This is a genomic window from Filobacillus milosensis, from assembly GCF_004402015.1.
GTDB classification, from domain to species: domain Bacteria; phylum Bacillota; class Bacilli; order Bacillales; family Alkalibacillaceae; genus Filobacillus; species Filobacillus milosensis.
In genome coordinates, this window is record NZ_SOPW01000018.1 from 54284 (window position 1) to 72493 (window position 18210).

13 protein-coding genes and 2 riboswitches are annotated in these 18210 nt (G+C 37.0%); of the genes, 9 read left to right on the top strand and 4 right to left on the bottom strand.

The genetic code is table 11. The annotated features are described in order from the left end of the window. The first annotated feature begins 14 nt into the window (after window positions 1–14). A complete protein-coding gene (locus tag E3U55_RS14235) occupies window positions 15–683 on the top strand; it encodes a hypothetical protein (protein WP_134341155.1) in 669 nt (222 codons plus the stop codon). A gap of 568 nt (window positions 684–1251) precedes the next feature. After that, on the top strand, window positions 1252–2976 hold the full coding sequence (locus E3U55_RS14240; protein ID WP_134341156.1) for a phospho-sugar mutase: 1725 nt from the start codon (window positions 1252–1254) through the stop codon (window positions 2974–2976). A gap of 25 nt (window positions 2977–3001) precedes the next feature. Here E3U55_RS14240 and E3U55_RS14245 read toward each other — a convergent pair whose 3' ends face one another. The 3 genes from E3U55_RS14245 to E3U55_RS14255 all read right to left on the bottom strand — a co-directional run bounded on the left by E3U55_RS14245 (window position 3002) and on the right by E3U55_RS14255 (window position 6093). Then, window positions 3002–3163, bottom strand: coding sequence for an aspartyl-phosphate phosphatase Spo0E family protein (locus E3U55_RS14245; protein ID WP_134341157.1), 162 nt, complete (start codon window positions 3161–3163; stop codon window positions 3002–3004). 171 nt (window positions 3164–3334) lie between these two features. Continuing rightward, the gene (locus E3U55_RS14250; protein ID WP_134341158.1) at window positions 3335–4591 is read right to left on the bottom strand and encodes a sensor domain-containing protein; all 1257 of its coding nucleotides are present in this window, start codon (window positions 4589–4591) and stop codon (window positions 3335–3337) included. 194 nt (window positions 4592–4785) lie between these two features. Then, window positions 4786–6093: a M14 family zinc carboxypeptidase gene (locus tag E3U55_RS14255; protein ID WP_134341159.1), complete on the bottom strand. Its 1308-nt coding sequence runs from the start codon at window positions 6091–6093 to the stop codon at window positions 4786–4788. Between the two features lie 214 nt (window positions 6094–6307). Between E3U55_RS14255 and E3U55_RS14260 the strand changes: the two genes are divergently transcribed. Further along, window positions 6308–7306 carry a Gfo/Idh/MocA family protein gene (locus E3U55_RS14260; RefSeq protein WP_134341160.1) on the top strand — a complete coding sequence of 333 codons (999 nt, stop codon included), beginning with the start codon at window positions 6308–6310 and terminating at the stop codon, window positions 7304–7306. A gap of 24 nt (window positions 7307–7330) precedes the next feature. Here the strand turns inward: E3U55_RS14260 and E3U55_RS14265 are convergent, their stop codons facing one another. Then, window positions 7331–8110, bottom strand: coding sequence for a zinc ribbon domain-containing protein (locus E3U55_RS14265; RefSeq protein ID WP_134341161.1), 780 nt, complete (start codon window positions 8108–8110; stop codon window positions 7331–7333). A 166-nt stretch (window positions 8111–8276) separates the two neighbouring features. Beyond that, a riboswitch (cyclic di-GMP riboswitch) is annotated at window positions 8277–8362 on the top strand. 98 nt (window positions 8363–8460) lie between these two features. On the opposite strand from E3U55_RS14265, the gene E3U55_RS14270 reads away from it, so the two are divergent. The 6 genes from E3U55_RS14270 to E3U55_RS14295 all read left to right on the top strand — a co-directional run bounded on the left by E3U55_RS14270 (window position 8461) and on the right by E3U55_RS14295 (window position 17862). Next, window positions 8461–12387, top strand: coding sequence for an S-layer homology domain-containing protein (locus E3U55_RS14270; RefSeq protein ID WP_134341162.1), 3927 nt, complete (start codon window positions 8461–8463; stop codon window positions 12385–12387). Between the two features lie 214 nt (window positions 12388–12601). After that, window positions 12602–12988, top strand: a complete 387-nt coding sequence (locus tag E3U55_RS14275) for a YkvA family protein (protein ID WP_134341166.1) — start codon at window positions 12602–12604, stop codon at window positions 12986–12988. Between the two features lie 388 nt (window positions 12989–13376). Further along, window positions 13377–13841, top strand: coding sequence for a chemotaxis protein CheX (locus tag E3U55_RS14280; protein ID WP_134341163.1), 465 nt, complete (start codon window positions 13377–13379; stop codon window positions 13839–13841). Between the two features lie 47 nt (window positions 13842–13888). Then, window positions 13889–14245 carry a response regulator gene (locus E3U55_RS14285; RefSeq protein ID WP_134341164.1) on the top strand — a complete coding sequence of 119 codons (357 nt, stop codon included), beginning with the start codon at window positions 13889–13891 and terminating at the stop codon, window positions 14243–14245. Window positions 14246–14302: 57 nt separating this feature from the next. Further along, window positions 14303–15997, top strand: a complete 1695-nt coding sequence (locus tag E3U55_RS14290; protein ID WP_134341167.1) for a methyl-accepting chemotaxis protein — start codon at window positions 14303–14305, stop codon at window positions 15995–15997. Window positions 15998–16055: 58 nt separating this feature from the next. Then, window positions 16056–16149, top strand: a riboswitch (cyclic di-GMP riboswitch). 84 nt (window positions 16150–16233) lie between these two features. Next, window positions 16234–17862: a methyl-accepting chemotaxis protein gene (locus E3U55_RS14295; RefSeq protein WP_323740418.1), complete on the top strand. Its 1629-nt coding sequence runs from the start codon at window positions 16234–16236 to the stop codon at window positions 17860–17862. Window positions 17863–18210: the final 348 nt, after the last annotated feature.

Below are 18210 nucleotides of genomic sequence, written 5' to 3' on the forward strand. Positions count from 1 at the left end.
TAAGAGGTGATCATATGTTTACAAACTTAGAAGGCACTTTAGCAAAAAACACAGACTATCAATTATCCCTTCAAACATCTTCAAGTGTAAATCAAGGTGCAGAAGAAGCTTTTAATAATATTTGCGAGATTCTGGATTGCGAACCAATGACTGATGAGATTGTGCAAGAAGTTAGGAAGTTATCTCAATATCTTGTCGGAGATCATAAGAAATTTGCAGTTATCAGACGTAAACTAGCGAAGGTGAGGGCCACTATGAAGTATGAAACTTCTATTGCTGTAGTTCAAGATTATTTAATTGAAAATAAGTTGATTGAATTTATTAACCTTGGTCTTCTAGGTAGAGAATGGGTGGTGAACAGATTGCCACGTCATCAAAGCGGGTTGTTAATCATTCAAGCAAAAGCAGAGATTTCGCGATTAAATGACCTGTTAGATCAAGCTAACCAATTAGAAGATTCATGTTTAATCGAGCTCATTTTATTCGACCTTGGTTTGACTGATTATAGCACTGAAGTTATTGATATGTGGGTAAAATTACGAGGTGAACCAGTAGAAACACTAGGTGACCTCGATCGCCAATTGAAAGATTCATATAAAATTTTAGTAGAAAGACAAAATATCAAAACGATGATCACTGAACAAGTCGCTGAATCAAAGAAAATCTTACAACCAGTCCAGTAGGGAAACCTGCTGGATTTTTTATTTAAATCAATCTTTAAGTTCATTAGTTGTGAATATTTTATTGAGTTAGTGAAAAAAATTTTATTAAACGACTAATCAACTTCCATAAAACGAGAATGAACTCCATTAAAATAAAAAAGAACTCTATTAATCAGAGATAAAGCTCCATTAATCAAACACAATACTCGATTAAAAGTTTCCAAAACTTTATTAATAGTAAAAATGAAAAGTTCCCACATGGTGGGAACTTACAAATCTAAGTTTTATTAAGAAATGGGATGACTTCATTAATAATTGGGGTAACTTCAATAATAATAAAATTCACTTCATTAAACGCCCGCTAAACTCAATTAATCCTGTCGGCAACTCTATTAAACGCAAAAATAACTAAAATAATAAAGGAATTTTATGGTAAATTTATAGAAAATATTACCCCTAATTTTTTCTCTTCACAGGGTAGCAGGTGAGTTTTATTACATCTATAATTGGAAGTAATAAAAGAGTGTTACATATTTTGCAACTAGATTTTGAGATTATTAATTAAAATATAGCGTTGGGGGAAAGAAATATGGATTGGAAAAGTCATTATCAAAGATGGAAAGATTTTGTTGAATTAGATGGTCAAGTCAGCAAGCAATTGATTGCGATGCGTGAGAATGATTTAACAGAAGCGTTTCATGGTTATTTGACGTTTGGAACAGGTGGGATGCGTGGCATTCTTGGTCCTGGTACAAATCGAATGAACATATACACGGTTCGTAAAGCGGCAAAAGGGCTGGCATTATACTTAGAGTCGCAGGGTGAGGGGTTCAAGTATCGTGGGGTTGCGGTCGCTTATGACTCGCGATATATGTCTAAAGAGTTTGCGGTTGAAACGGCTCGAGTGCTTGGAGTTCATGGAATTCCAACATACATATTCAGTTCACTTCGTCCAACGCCTGAATTATCGTTTGCGGTACGCCACCTTGGTACAGCTGCGGGTGTGATGATTACAGCGAGCCACAATCCGCCTGAGTATAACGGTTATAAGGTTTACAATGAAGTGGGCGGCCAGCTGCCTCCTGTACAAGCTGATCAAGTGATTCAACAAGTCAATTCAGTCGAGGATGAGTTAACGATTAATGTGATGGATCAGCGTGACCTTGAGGATCGAGAGTTACTTAAGTGGATTGACACAAAGGTGGACGAAGCTTATTTAGAAAACCTTGAAGATGTTGTGGTCGATCGCAAAGTGATTGAAGAACAGACTAATGATTTTACTATTGTTTTCACGCCATTACATGGGACTGCTAATCAATTGGTGAAGGCAGGCTTGAGTAGAGCTGGTTTTCATCATATTCATATTGTGCAAGAACAGGCTGAGGCGGATCCAGAGTTTCCTACGGTAGCTTCGCCAAACCCTGAGGAGCATCAAGCGTTTGAGCTTGCGATTGAGCAGGGTGAGAAAATCGAAGCGGATATCTTAGTCGGAACAGATCCAGATGCGGATCGTTTAGGAGTCGCTGCGATCAACGCAGAGGGCAAGTATCAAGTTTTATCGGGCAATCAGTTAGGTGCCCTCATGTTAGATTATTTACTATCGCATCAAGAAAATCTTCCTGAAAACGCTGTGATGCTTAAGACGATTGTGACTTCTGAACTGGGTAAAGCAGTCGCAGAGCATTATGATGTTGAGACTATGAATGTTTTGACTGGATTTAAGTTTATTGGAGAAAAAATTGAAGAATTTCACCAAAATGGTTCGCATGAGTTTATATTTGGTTATGAAGAAAGCTATGGTTATTTAATTAAAGACTTTGCGCGGGATAAAGATGCGGTTCAGGCGACCGTGCTGGCTGCTGAGATGGCAGCGTACTTTAAAGCGAGTGGCAAAACTCTATTTGATGCACTTGAGGATTTATATGAACACCATGGATATTATTTAGAAGATCTGCATTCAATGAAGCTTGAAGGCTTAGAAGGTGCGAAACAGATTGATGAAATCATGGAGAGTTTCAGACAACAGCCATTACAAGCTGTTCGTGATCTTTCAGTATTAGCAGTTGAGGATTATAAAAATGGAACTCGTACGGAACTTGATTCAGAAAAACAAGTATCGATCCATTTACCAAAAGCTAATGTCGTGAAGTATATTTTAAGTGAGGACTGCTGGTGTTGCTTACGTCCATCTGGCACCGAACCGAAAATTAAATTCTACTTCGGCGTGAAAGGTGCAACACGACAAGAAGCAGAAGCGCGACTCGAACAATTGAAAAACGCTGTACTTGAGAGAGTTACAGTATTAAAAAAATGAGCAGTTGCCAGGTGGCAGCTGCTCTTTAACGTTTTTTATGCTTAATTTCATTGAGTAGTTCGTCCAAAGTTTGGCTTAGCTCAACGACATTTTTATCTGTTAAATTATTTTCTTTATACATTTCATATAGTTCTTGTCGTGTGGTTTCAATCTTTTGCTGTAAAGTTATATAATCACTCTTATGCATGACTATGCCACCTCGTTTATGGGTCATATAGTACAAGATTATTTACCCATTTCTATCACAGCTTAAACCTATTTATAAAGAACAATTTCAAAAAAGCTGTTATGCGTTAAAGCATAAATAAAAACCGTTTTTTATTTTATAACAAAACACGAGGTATAACAAGCTATTTTTCTAATTTTTAGAAACTTTATAGTTATTTTTACCATTTGATTTAGCCTCATATAGGGCTAAATCAGCCCGTTTCATAAAATCTTTGATATTTTCTCCCGTCTGGTAAAAAGCAATTCCTATACTCGAAGTAGTCCGAATGGTATAGTCTATAATGTTCCAACCATCCTGTAAACTAGCGATAATCCGGTCTGCGATTCTATACACTTGATCAGCATTATCGAGGTCTGATAGTAATAAAACAAATTCATCTCCTCCGATTCGTGCCAAGGTATCAGATTTTCTAATACATTGTTTAACTCGATTGCTGAATGTTTTTAACAGCTCGTCCCCAACATCATGACCATAATCATCATTAACTTTTTTGAAACCATCTAAATCCAAAATCATAATGGCAATATCTCGATGTTCTTCTCGAGCTTCTTTTAACGACTCGCTTAAATTCTTTGTGAATAATCGTCGGTTAGGTAACTTGGTGAGTGGGTCGTGGGTGGCTAAAAATTTAAGGCGCTCATTGCTTCGCTTTCGATCTGTAATGTTGTGTCCAACCATCATGAAGTGTTCAAAGTTTCCTTGTTGATCAAAAACAGGTGTACCTTTAACTTCAATCCAAATATCGTCTCCATTTTCATGCTGGACTTTTGCTTCAAAAGTAATTGTTTTTAATTCCTGTGTCATTGTACGAAACGCAGAACGAAAGTCTTTATTCGGATGATAGTTGATGTTTTTGCCTGAGAATTCATCTGGATTTCGGCCTAAGATTTTTTTGTGTGATGGTGAGGCATAAACGACATCGCCATCTAAATTCACGATTTGAATTAAATCCTCAGAGTTATCAGCTAATAAACGGTATAGCCTTTCGTTTTCTCTTAACGAATGAATGAGTTGTTTATGGCTGGTCATGTCTCTGATTGTAATGGTGTAGCCTATTTTTTCTTTCGATTGGTTTAAAATGGGTGTGAAAATCATTCGCGCATAATAAGTAATCCCGTTTTGGCCTTTGATATAATCATCGACCGTGTGTATGGATAAATCTAAAAAAGAACGACTTTCTACATATTTATATAGGGTTGAAATTTTGCCGATTGTTTTCTCAGGGTTAACTCCAAAAATAATGCAACAGGCAGGGTTGAGGTCGAAAACATGCCCTTCCAAATCAATAATTTCAATCGCATCTGTCGAATGATGAAAAAGCGAGCTATATAATAAGTTAACCTCATGCAGTTCATTAGACTTATCATGCTTAGAAAATGTGCTCATATTATAGCCCCTCTTTCTTAGTGAAGTTGTGAGAATTGAGTATAAATTACTATACCCCGGATGATATGAGGGGTAAACCTGTTTAGATAATCAAATAAAACGGGTGTCCAGAGGGGTTCTGGCAGCCGTTTTTACATGATTGATTGAAAAGCTTGGAAACTAATCTCATAAACTTGGAAAGTAATTTTAGGACATTACTTTTTAACCCAATACTCACCCATCCACGTTTTGATTAAATACCAGTCTTCCCATTTAGCAACGGCGTTTACCGTTTGAGGCGAAAGGTAGCTCGTGGCTTTGCTGTATTCAGTAGGGATGGTATGCAAGGCTGCTTTATATTCAAGTGTGATACGTTCATTCACTTCTTTTTTTGGTGATGCTTTGGCTAAGCTATCTTGAATCCACAGTCCACCGGCCCAAGTATTGATTTGTAACCAATTTCCTTTTTTCGCCGTCACGGAAACTGCTTGTGGAGATAAAGCAGAGCCTGTAGCGCGTCCCATCGGGTGTTTATATAACTGAGTTTGATCAATTAAATAAACTTTTTCATCAACCGCGTGAGTTGGCTGTCGATTGAGCCACATTTTGTAGCTTTCTTGAGCTGAATAAAGTGGTACTGCATTGTTCCGTTTCCAAATCGAAGGGAAGTTTTCAACCGGTACATGTCGTCTGTAAAGGTGCGGGTTCAACTCCACAGTAAAAGCTGGTCGCTTATATTCTTGGATAAACCAATCGGTATATGTGCCCCCACCTGGTTCGTCAGTAGGTGGGATAATGCGGTAGCCTGTGTAATTACTAATGGTTTCAGCTAACCTTTTATCGCGGTCGTATTGATTGGAATCATAATGATGGTGCCAATATAGAACCTGTCCTGTTGTATGATAAGCGAATGCCATCTCTGGATCAATTTCATATGTAAAATCTCGAATAAGCTGGGCTTCAATCGCAGAGAATGGTTCTTCACCTTTATGATTGGACCATCGAGGCTCAGAGTAATCACCTGTGATATTTGGCCAATCAGCAGGATAATTCCGATTTAAATCGATTCCACTTGCGTTGGCTTTCCAACGGGTAAAGTCATAACTTCCATTGTTCATTTGAAGGACTTGATTATGTATGTCTTTAGGGAGTGCATTGAGTCCCTTTTGTTGTAGGGTGACGCCGTCTGGGTTAACCATTGGCACAAACCAGATTGCCACTTCATTTAATAGATTTCTAACGTTATAGTTTTTAAAAGATTGATTGCGATAGTAAGCAGATGCGTATTGCTGAATCATTTTCATGTTGAGGGTCGTTGTGATCCACTCACGGGCGTGGTGAGAGCCGTTGATAAATACGGTCGCATCACCATTTCCCAGTTTAACTGCCCACAAATCTCTACCGTACTTTGTTTGTCCAATAGAATGATAGTCGATGATTTCTGGGTAGGTTTGAGATAGTTGATGAATGTCAGATGTCATCTTCTCATAAGTGTATGTTTGAATAGGGTTGTCAATATACAACCCAGTGCCGCCTGAAGCGGATGCTGACTGATTTGGTAAAAGAATAACTGCTGTTAATAGAACGAGGCGTAGAAGTTTGTTTATTGTTATTCCCTCCTTTTAAGTGTTAAATTCTATTCTATAATTTTCATTCCTCTTTTGTTAGGGTATAAAGTCATAGACTAGTAGGAGTTTTATTGCGATTATAGAAAACTATTATATAGAGGTGATTTTTATGACAATAAAATTTGGAATATTAAGTACGGCTAATATCGCGAGGAAGGCGCTAATTCCAGCAATGCTAAGGTCTGATCAAGCTGAGGTCGTGGCTATAGCTAGTAGTAGTGGTAAGGCAAATGAAGTAGCTAAGGAATTTTCGATATCAAAAGCTTATGAAAACTATGAAGCGTTGCTAGAGGACCCTGAGGTTGAAGCGGTCTACATTCCATTACCAAACCATTTACATAAAGAGTGGGTGTTTAAGTCTGCTGCAGCTGGCAAGCATATTTTATGTGAAAAGCCTGCCGGGATGAATGCGGCGGAAATGGAAGAGATGCAGGAAGTTTGTGAAAAGCATGGTGTGAAGTTCATGGAAGCCTTTATGTATCAGTTCCATCAGCAGCATGAACGTGTGAAAGAGGTCATAGCGTCTGGCGAAATCGGAGACGTACAACTGATGAAGGCGAGCTTTTCATTTCCGTTAATGCAACATCAACCTGACGGAAATATTCGTGTCGATGCGAGTAAAGGTGGAGGTAGTATCTATGATGTCGGATGTTATTGCCTGCATACTTTCCAAAATGTCTTGGCTGACCAAGTGGATGAGGTGTTAATCCAGGGTGAGGTTGATGATAAATATGGTGTTGAAACTTCTGCTGAAGGTTTTGTAAAAATGAAAAACGGTGTTAAAGCCATGTTTGATTGCGGTTTTCATACTTACATGAGACATGAATACGAAGTCGTGGGTACGAAAGGGTCGATTAAAGTTCCTAAAGCCTATCGTCCAGATGCCTTTGGGCACGAAGGGTTAGTGATAGTTGATCAGGGAAGCGAAACTCGCACTGAGCGTCATTATAGTGATCAATATCAAGAGGAAGTCAAGCACTTTGTGGATGTCATTAAAAACGATTTGACACCTAAAAACAGTTACGAGGTATCTATACAAAACATGCGTGTGATTGATGCGTGTTATGAGTCTTTAAAACAGAACAAAGCTGTAAAAGTAAACCCATGAGTTTAGAAACTCATGGATTTTGTGTTACATAAATTGGTCGAAATTTTGTAAAACACTGCCTAGGTAGATTTTAAACATAATATAAATGATTGTATTTGTAATGACGAAGCTGCAGATGCTTAAGTAAACAACATGTCCGTTTTCATTAAATTTTCTTAGATGATAAAAACTGATGATGACAGGTGCTAATGTAACAAATGCCACAATTCCTAAGAAAAATAGAATCATAGTTAACTGAGTTGAAGTAGCTATCCCAGTGAAGATGGTTAATGCAGTGACTACTGTGAATGGAACAGAGAAAGCTCCATACTGAGATAATAGCGTTTTGAATGACACATCTACTTTAGCAATTTCTACTACAGTTAATAGCCCCGCTAATCCAGCTAATATAATTAGTAGTGCTGAGAATATTATGCGGAAAAAGATTGAAAAGAATGGTAGTGATTGTGTTTCAACAAAACCACCAAACTGAACAATTGTTTGATTATAAACCCCATTAACTAATAAGTAAAAGCCAATTGCTAGAGTAATAGATAGAATTAATAAAGTAATAATTCCGTTAACAAATGAACTTTCTGGTTGCTTCAAGCTTGAGTTTGGATTCTTTAGTAACGATAAAAAGTAGTTAAAATAATTTTTCGTATGATACTTGATGTTATCTAGCTGACTGTTTTGCGTTTGTGCTCCTTTTGTTGCAGCACCTTCTGTCTGTGCGTTATGTAGATCTTCGTTTAACGGATGTCCACAGTTTTCACAGAAATTTCCACTGTCTTGCTGATGGTTACAATTTTTACATGTTTTCAAAATACCCCTCCTAAAGAATAAGTCCTAATGTTATAGTTAAAGATTATATCAAAGAAATGATTAAAAATAGAAATTTATTCTGAAATAGTGAGAAAAGAATAAAATTTTGTTAAAATTTATCATATTTTGACGATTAAATAAGAGAATGATAATGTAAAATGGAATATTTTGAAAAAGGCAAAGTTGTCGAAAGGCAGCGACGCAAAGCTACGGGTCTAAGGTACATAGTACTACGATCGCCGGGTTGCCAAACGTGAAAAATATGTTTGCGTGCACCCCTAGCTTTGTATGTCTTTTTCTGGCATACAAGGCTTTTTTTGTGTGCAATTTTTAAAGGGGGAAATTATGGAGTGAAGTATTTTAATTGGTTTTTAGTAATTTTACTTGTTTTTAGTTCCATGGCAAGCGGTTTTTCTGCGAAGGTTGTTAATGCAGAGACTGTAAACGTTGGAACATTAGAAGTGACAGATGTATTGTCAGATTGGGTCTTGGGTTCCAATGAAATCTATGCCGCTACTGAGACTGGTAAGGTTCATGTTATCTCTCGTGATACTTTCCAGATAACTACTACTGTTACAGTCGGTACGGGAATGATTGGGGATTTAGAGCTGGTTGATGGTGCGCTTTGGGTGGCATTGGAAGATCAGAACTCAGTTGTAAAACTTGATGCAAGTACATTAGAAACATTAGATACTTTTACGAGCTCAATAACTGAGGTATTACCTGAAAGTATAGAAATTATAGGCGATAAGCTTTATTATGCTGGAGATCAACATAGTGAAATTCAAGTAATCGACTTAACAACTAAAGAAGAGACGTTCTTGGATTTTGAGGTTGATGATACATTTTATTATCCTGAGCTAGAGTCTAATAAAGCAGGTGAGCTTTATATTGGTGAATCAGGCAGTTCGGGCTCAAATTTTTATAAAGTTTCAGTCAGTAATAATGTTCCTACAATTATTTCGGAAATTAATTATGATGAAAGTTATGGGTTTAGTAGCCCCGACCGCCAGTATGTACTGGATGGTACAGAAATATTTTATGCTGGTAGAAGCATTAATGATCAGAACTTAGGACACATCAACGGTACTTATAAAGCAGGAAGTTATGATGCAACAATTTTAGATGTAACCAATGATTTTGTTGTTAGTGAAAATTTTATCTATGACCGTGATGAATTTAGAGCGGTACATGAATTCTCATTTGATGCAAAGTTGGCTTTTGCACCATCTATGAATGAAGTGTATTTATATGATGAGTATAGTAATACCATTCATAAGAAAAGTTTTAATTTACCAACTACATTAGTTCAGAATAGTTATACCCCGCTTAACAAAAAGGTTTCATTAAATCATGAGTTCACTGACTGGGTAATAGATGAAACTAACGGTAAATTGTATGCGATTTCAATGTCAGATAATACACTAATGACATTTGATGCTACGACATTGGAAAAACTAGATGAACAATCTGTTGGTTCGTTTCCATCAGATATTGATCTTGTAAACGGAAAATTATATATAGCGAATTTTGGTGGAACGAAGGTAAATGTGATTGACCTTGCTACAGGAAGTCAATCTTCAATTGTCACAAACCAAAATCCTTATCGCATAGCGACTGATGAACAAGTATTGTATTATGTAACTGAAGAAGGCGGGGATATATATGAAGTAACTATAAATCCATTAAGTGAACAAGCCTTAAACCTAGATGTTAATTCATTTAGTGATCCAGATTTAGAACTAGATTCTGTTAATAATATTTTATATATTGGAGAATCAGGTTCAAGTGGTTCAGACCTTTATTCTATGAATCTGTCAGACTATAGTTTAACAGTATCAGACTACGGTTCAACTGGTTTCTCTTATCCCAACCGTAAATTATTTTTAGATAATGAACATATTTATTATGCTAAGCATCAAATTTCAGCGACAGATTTAACTAATGAGATTCACAATTTTGATGAATCTATCATCAATGTTTCAGACAACTATGTTGTTACTAATCTAGGAATATATGAAAAAACTAATTTAGTAGAAAAAGTAGCAACCTTCCCATTTGATGAAGGATTATTTGAAGTTCAGCAAGCCATTGTTAATGCTGATGGAAGTGTTAATTTATATGTTGCAGAAGATTATGATGAGATTTATTCGATATATAAATTTGAAAGTATAGCGGATATTAACAATTCAAAACCTTCTAACTTAAGCGCGAGTGTAAATACAGAAAATGTTTTCACCTTTGCTTGGGATGAAACTACTGCAGATTATTATGTTGTATCTTACGATGGTAATGAGATACAAACGACTGATACGAGTATTACTCTAACAGAGAATCAGCACGCTCAATATGCAGGTCAAACGGTTACGTTCAACGTTCACTCTGAAGTAGGAACACACGTATCAGATGTAATTTCAAAGGATTATACGTTTAAGCCGAATGCTCCTGAGAACTTTGTGGTTCAAAAAGATGTTGAAGGAAACTTAGGTTTAACTTGGGATCCAGTTACTTCAGAACATTATCAAATATTCTATAAAACTAGTTCTATGACCGACTTTCAATTGTTAGATGGAACAACATTAACGACAACGGGTGATCAGTTAACAGAAGCGGATTACCAGCAATGGATTGGTGAAACGGTAACATTTGGAGTTAAGGCTTTTGCAGGTGATAAAGCATCCGATATGACCACAACAGATTTCACTTTTATCCCTAAAACTCCAGGGAATTTCGTCGTTAATAAAGATGAAACGAATAATCTTGATTTTTCATGGGATGCTGTGACATCAGATTCTTATAATATTTATTATCAAACTGAATCAATGACAGCATATCAATTATTAGATGAATTACAGCTTACTAGTGAGACATATGAAATTTTAGAAGCAGATTATCAGAATTGGATAGGGCAGACTGTTTCATTTGGTGTGAAAGCAGTTAAGGGACAAACTGAGTCTACTATGGCCACTTTAAGCTATGAATTTATCGACCCTAATCAACAACCACCGGAGGAAGAAGGAACTACAGAAGAACCTACTGAAGATGATACTTCAAGCGATACAGGATCTACGCCTCCACCTCCAAGTGATAACAATGACGAAGAAGAGGAAGAAGATACTGAGGAAAGTTCGGACCCGATTGATTTAGAAGATATTATGGATGCTAAAATTATAAAACGAATTTCAACTTTCCAACGTATTTATGAGTATAAAGAAGAAGAGAAAGAAAATGTTTCGGTTAATTTATTTAAATCGGTTTTAAGTGAAATGGACCAAGAAGGTGATGAAGAATTTAAGATTGAGTCACCATTAGGGTCATTCAAGTTGCCGATTAATACAATTAATCAATTTGCGGATAAAGAAGATTCATATGTTCAGGTAACTATACAAAAAGTACCTGAACAAACAGTAGGTGAATACTTGGAAACAGCTCAAGAGAATTTCTTGGAGATGGTTTCTTCACCAATTGACTTCTCAGTTGAAATTTATGAAAACGGAATTGAAACAAATGTCACTTCATATGGTGAGGAGTTTGTTGAACGTCGTATTCCTATTGATGATCCAAGTGAAGCAGACGAGTTGATGGTAGTTACTTTAATTCCTGAAACTCGCGAATACCAGCCAGTACCATCAACCATTGAACAAGATGAAGATGGACAGTATTATGCAGTCTTCCATCGTAATGGTAACAGTGTGTATGCCGTTGTTAAGAAGACTAAGAAAAACTTTAGTGATATGGAAGACCATTGGGCTAAAGATAGTGTTACAAACCTTGCAGGAAGCATGATTGTCAAAGGAGTTAGTGATGACGAATATGCTCCAGAACGTGAAGTTACTCGAGCAGAGTTTGTCGCTATGTTAACTCGTACGCTTGGGCTAACAATGAATGATCAAGCAAGATTAGCTAAATTTAGTGATGTGAACTCGTCTGATTGGTACCATGATGGTATTTATGCAGCAAAAGATGTGAGGTTAATTAGTGGATATGGAGATGGTAACTACCGACCAAATGATACTATTAATCGTGAGGAAGTGATGGTTATTGCTGTACGTGCACTTAACTTAGTTAATGGTAATCAAGAAATTGCAGGTGAGAATTTAACTGAGTTTAATGATACAAGCGATGTCAGTGAGTGGGCTAAGGATAAAGTTAATCTAGCAGTTGGCTTAGAAATTGTGAATGGAAGAACATCGACAACGCTAGCACCAAAAGCAACAGTCACTCGTGCAGAAGCGGCAGTTATTATTGAGAGATTAATAGATAAGTTGGAGTTTTAAAATTTTTTAAACCGTTTGGGGTTAGCTCCGAACGGTTTATTTTTGTCTTACTGACCTTACATAATTTTATTAAATTTAGGGTAAATGTAAAATGAATAGATTCAACTTTACTATTGATAAATGAGAATGTAACCTTTATAAAAGGTAATGTTTTTATAGGAGGTTCAAAATGACTAATCAAAATATTGTTAAGTCAAAGGAAGAAGCCCAGAACATGAGTGAAGCAGACATCGAAAAACATCAGAAACATTATTCTGACAATAAGTTATGGGAAAAGGTACAAAAGGTAGCTAAAAAAGCAGGGGTTTCGGCAATTTATGCAGTTTTGTTACTGTATTATACCTTGCAAAAGCCTGAAGTACCGAAGAAGGTCAAGACGACAATCATTGGAGCGTTAGGTTATTTCATTTTACCTTTAGACCTCATGCCGGATGCTATTGTTGGTGTCGGTTATGTTGATGATTTAAGTGTATTAGTTTTTGCGATTTATCAAGCTTCTAATTATGTAGATCACGAAATCAAAGCCAAAGCTCGAGAAAAATTGACGAGCTGGTTTGGAGAAGATGTTGATACCTCTGAGATTGATTCGAAGTTAGGTTAAAATAAATATTGGGAATGATCACCCAGGTTCTGTTGTGGAGCTTGGGTGATTTTTTATGGGTGAGTGTTAAATTTTCGAAAAAACAGATTGAAAGTTCGGTTAATCATAATAATAACTCGATTAATAAGAGGTAAAATTCGCTTAAATCGAATGAAAGTTCGCTTAATCTCTAATAAAGTTCCCTTAAACTCCTCAGAAGTGCCAGTAATACCATCTCATCGACATGCTCCTGATAAACATTCAAATAAATATTGAATATAGCATTAACTTACCTTACAATTTAAATAATATAGTAATGATTACCTATAAAAAATTAAGCCCTAATGCCTAACAAATTCGACAAATTAGCCGATATAGTAACTAAGCTCAACAGGAAGAAGGTGGACATATGTCTGCAGTGACGCAGGAGAATTTTGAATCAGTAAAGTATTTACTTAACGGAACGATTTCTTCCATTAAAAAGGTTATTCCAATGGATTTAGATGTGAATCAGCCTAGTCGATTGGAAAACCATCTGCAATTAGAATTTGGTGTATTGATTGGTATCACAGGTGATCTTCAAGGTCGTTTAGTGCTATCAGCAAACAGCCAAGTTTTTAGTTCAGTTGGTGAATCGATGTATGGGATACCTTTAGAAGGTGAGATGCTGTCTTCTTTTAGTGGTGAATTAGGCAACATGATTGCTGGTAATATCTCGTCTATCATTCATGAGGAAGATATCAATTTGGACATCACAGCACCTACTATTATGGAAGGTTCAACGAAGGTGAAAGGGTTTAGTAAAGCCCTGCAGATGCAAGTGGACTTAAAAGATAAAGGAAACATGGACGTTTGTTTATTATTAGATCAATAATAGATTTGAAGTACTTATAAGGAAATGTTTTTGAGGAGGTCATTTAAATGGCGAGAATTTTAGTCACAGATGATGCCGCATTTATGCGACTACAATTAAAAGATATTTTCGAAAAAATGGGTCATGAAGTTGTTGGAGAAGCGGCAGACGGTAAAGAGGCTATTGAGAAGTTTGAGGAACTTCAGCCGGATTTAGTGACAATGGATATTACAATGCCTGAAATGGATGGTGTTGAAGCTTCTAAAGAAATTATGAAAAACCACCCTGATGCTAAGATTGTGATGTGTTCAGCTATGGGGCAGCAAGCAATGGTAATTGAGGCAGTTGAATTGGGTGCAAAGGATTTTATTGTTAAGCCTTTTACGCCTGAAAGAGTTGAAGAAGCAATTAGTAGAGTTATTTAAGTAGAGGTGTCGATTGTGAAGAGGTTACTAAAATTTAAAGGTATAAAGGAACAAAAGATGAAGTTAATGAAATTTAAAAGTATTAAGGGTAAAATCTTCTTCGGATTCTCTTTAGTTATTTTATTAGTTTTAATGCTTGGGACTTTTAATTATTATGCGATTAATATGGTAAATAAGGATACAGAGAATATTGTTGAAGATGAGCTTCCATCATTAGTAGCTAATGAAAAGTTAGCTTTCAACATGTCTCAACGTATTGCATTAACGCGCGGATACATATTGTATGGAGATGAAGAGTTTAAAAATCGTTATAATGAATACACGCAAAGAAGCTTGGAAGAACAGGAGCTTTTATTGGAACAAACTGATTCCGAAGAAGTGAAGGCGTTAATTGACAAGAGTAATGAGTGGCGACAATTAGTAGATTATGATGTATTTCTTGCTTATGATAGTGGGAACGAAGAAAAAGCGACTCGTATTCTGTTAGAAGAAGTCCAGCCAATGGCTCGTGAAATTATGGACGGGTTTGAAAAGCTATCTGAAGAAGGCGAAGCATCTATTGAAGCAAGTGGTCAAGATATTATAGAAGCTGGTAATTTTGTTTTATTCATAGGGATGATTGTGTCTGTTTTAGTGGTCCTTATAGCAATTGTGACAGCGTTAGTGACCGCTCGTGTTATTGCTAATCCGATCAAAGTCGTCATGAACCGAATGAAGGCGATTTCGGAGGGGGACCTCAGTCATGAGCCACTTGAAACGAAGTCGAGAGATGAAGTGGGTCAGTTGGTTGTAGCGACTAATGATATGAACGATAGCATGAGAAAGCTACTTCAACAAATCAGTAATATGACAGATACGGTTAGCAGCCATAGTGAAGGTTTAACTCAGTCTGCGAATGAAGTTAAAGATGGTGCAGAACAAATTACGACGACCATGCAGGAGATTGCATCTGGTTCTGAATCTCAGGCGAATAGTGCCAGTGATTTATCTGATTACATGTCTTCATTTGCGACTAAGGTAGAAGAAGCTAATTCTAATGGTGATTCGATCTATCAATCTTCTGATGAGGTATTAACTTTAACGAAGGATGGTAGTCAATTAATGCAATCGTCGGTGAATCAGATGTCAATGATTGATGATTTAGTCCAGAATGCGGTTGTAAAGGTTAAAGGCCTTGATCACCAGTCTCAAGAAATTTCAAAACTTGTTTCTGTTATTCGAGATATTGCAGAACAGACGAACTTACTCGCATTGAACGCGGCGATTGAAGCGGCCCGTGCTGGTGAGCAAGGAAAAGGTTTTGCGGTAGTAGCAGATGAAGTTCGTAAGTTAGCTGAGCAAGTTGGCGATTCAGTTACAGAAATCACAGGAATTGTTGATGGTATTCAAGTGGAGTCTTCAGGTGTTGTGACGTCTTTACAAGATGGTTATTCAGAAGTTGAAAAAGGAACAGAGCAAATTAAGGCAACAGGTGAAACTTTTGATAAAATAACTGGTGCTGTAAATAATATGGCCGATCGTATTCAAGCAGTGACTAATAATCTATCAACCATCAGTTCGAATACACAGGAAATGAATTCTTCCGTTCAGGAGATTGCATCGATTTCTGAAGAATCTGCTGCAGGCGTTGAGGAGACATCAGCTTCAGCTGAGCAGGTCAACAGTTCGATGGAAGAGGTCGCTTCCAGTTCAGATGAATTATCAAAGTTAGCAGAGGAATTGAATGGATTAGTGAGACAGTTTAAATTGTAAATAGTATTTTTGCCTAGACTTCGTTTTGAGGTCTAGGTGGTTTTGTGGGAAAAGAATCAATTGAAAAAGGCAAACTTTCCGAAAGGTTAGGGCGCAAAGCTGAGGGTCTAAGGTTTGGAAACTCCCATGATTAAGACAGCCTGGCTACCAAATTTTTTAATTAATTTGGCTACTCTTTGTTGAGTAGCTTTTTTATTGCTACAAAAAGGAAATTTTTACAAACGGGGGAATGACATATGTTATCAAAATTAAAATTTAAAAACCTTAATATTGGCTGGAAATACGGAATCATATTAATTATTGTTTTTGTATTATTTGGTGCTGCAACGGGAGTGACTGCAGTCTTATTAAGCAATGTGGGAGATGATATTGAAGCGTTAGACAGAAGAGCTGACCGCTCGGTGGATATAACTGAGATGGGTTCAATAGTAAGGTCTAAGGGGATCCGTATTGTGAATTATGCTAATGATCCTGAAGAAAATTACGTTACTGAATATGAAACTCGACGTGAATCGTTTAATATTTTAGAAGCAGAATTAAGTAAGAAAATGAATACAGAAGAAGAATTAAATTTATATAATCAGATTGTTGCAAATGATAAGAAATTGAATGATTTATTCTTAGAAGAAATTGTCGGTGAAGGTAATAGTTTAAAAGTAAGGGATTTAGTTGCTCAAGCGAATGATATACGTTCAATGACAGTTAATTTACTCGGTGCTTTACAAATGGTGGTTGACGAACAAAGAGAAGCAGCAGTAGCAGATGCTAAGGAAAGTCAAAAGTTAACCATGATGGTTTTAGTGGGTTCAGTGGTATTAGCCATTGTTATTGGTGGAGTTTTAGTTTTCTTGATCAGTCGCATTGTGTCACGAAATCTAAATAAGGTGATTGATGTCAGTAACCATGTGGCGGATGGTGATTTATCCGTAGATACTATTGACTATGATGGTAAAGATGAAATCGGAAAATTAGCTACAGCTACAAATACCATGGGAAGAAATTTAAAAGGTATTATTCAACAATTAGCAGGGATTTCTGAAACGGTGAGTAGTCAAAGTGAAGAGTTAACTCAATCGGCTAGTGAAGTAAAGCAAGGATCCAGTCAAATTTCTTCAACGATGCAGGAGTTAGCTTCTGGTTCAGAGTCACAGGCGAATAATGCAAGTGATCTGTCTGATAGCATGGGAATGTTTGCAGCGAAAGTACAAGAAGCCAATGAAAATGGTGAGTTAATATATAATTCTTCTAATGATGTGATCACGCTAACTGATGAAGGTACTCAATTGATGAATTCTTCGGTGAATCAGATGGCACAAATTGATCACATCGTTCAAGATGCGGTTGAAAAGGTTAAAGGGTTAGATCTTCAATCTCAGGAGATTTCTAAACTCGTATCTGTTATTCGAGATATAGCTGAGCAAACGAATTTACTAGCATTGAATGCTGCAATTGAGGCGGCACGTGCGGGAGAACAGGGTAAAGGCTTTGCTGTAGTTGCAGATGAGGTTCGCAAGTTAGCTGAACAAGTTGGTGCTTCTGTTACCGAGATTACAGGTATTGTTGATGGAATTCAAACAGAATCATCAGGGGTCGTAACATCACTTCAAAATGGATATTCAGAAGTTGAAAAAGGAACGAACCAAATTAAAACTACAGGTGAGACGTTCGGAAAAATTTCCAGCGCTGTAACTGAAATGGCTAGTAACATCCAAACGGTAACTGACAATTTGTCGGTGATATCTACGAACAGCCAGGAAATGAACGCATCCATCCAAGAGATGCATCTGTTTCAGAAGAATCAGCAGCTGGAGTTGAGCAAACGTCGGCATCAGCTCAACAGGTTAATAGTTCAATGGAAGAAGTAGCTTCCAGCTCAGATGATCTGGCTAAGTTAGCAGAAGAGTTAAATGAATTAGTGAGACAGTTTAAATTGTAGGGTATAAAGGCTTCCGCCCCTCGCGGAAGCCTTTCCTTTTTAAGCTCAAATGAGAGGCTCCCACGAGTGTGGGAGCCTTCCATCTTATACAACCTTAGTGTAGAAAAGTTAAAGTGGCGAGGCATATATTACAAGCGGCGAGTGTAGTGGCGGATTGTGAACTTCTGTCAATAAAATGGACATTTTTCACCCTTAGTTTGGCGAACCTATTTTTCTTCCGCACGACGTTGAAAACGTCGCTTGGAGGCCCTGCCATGAAACAATCGTTTTGGAAAAA

Coding starts and splice junctions, on each gene's coding strand:
- E3U55_RS14235 (WP_134341155.1), top strand. CDS start 15: ATGTTTACAAACTTAGAAGGCACTTTAGCAAAAAACACAGACTATCAA.
- E3U55_RS14240 (WP_134341156.1), top strand. CDS start 1,252: ATGGATTGGAAAAGTCATTATCAAAGATGGAAAGATTTTGTTGAATTA.
- E3U55_RS14245 (WP_134341157.1), bottom strand. CDS start 3,163: ATGCATAAGAGTGATTATATAACTTTACAGCAAAAGATTGAAACCACA.
- E3U55_RS14250 (WP_134341158.1), bottom strand. CDS start 4,591: ATGAGCACATTTTCTAAGCATGATAAGTCTAATGAACTGCATGAGGTT.
- E3U55_RS14260 (WP_134341160.1), top strand. CDS start 6,308: ATGACAATAAAATTTGGAATATTAAGTACGGCTAATATCGCGAGGAAG.
- E3U55_RS14275 (WP_134341166.1), top strand. CDS start 12,602: ATGAGTGAAGCAGACATCGAAAAACATCAGAAACATTATTCTGACAAT.
- E3U55_RS14280 (WP_134341163.1), top strand. CDS start 13,377: ATGTCTGCAGTGACGCAGGAGAATTTTGAATCAGTAAAGTATTTACTT.
- E3U55_RS14285 (WP_134341164.1), top strand. CDS start 13,889: ATGGCGAGAATTTTAGTCACAGATGATGCCGCATTTATGCGACTACAA.
- E3U55_RS14290 (WP_134341167.1), top strand. CDS start 14,303: ATGAAGTTAATGAAATTTAAAAGTATTAAGGGTAAAATCTTCTTCGGA.
- E3U55_RS14295 (WP_323740418.1), top strand. CDS start 16,234: ATGTTATCAAAATTAAAATTTAAAAACCTTAATATTGGCTGGAAATAC.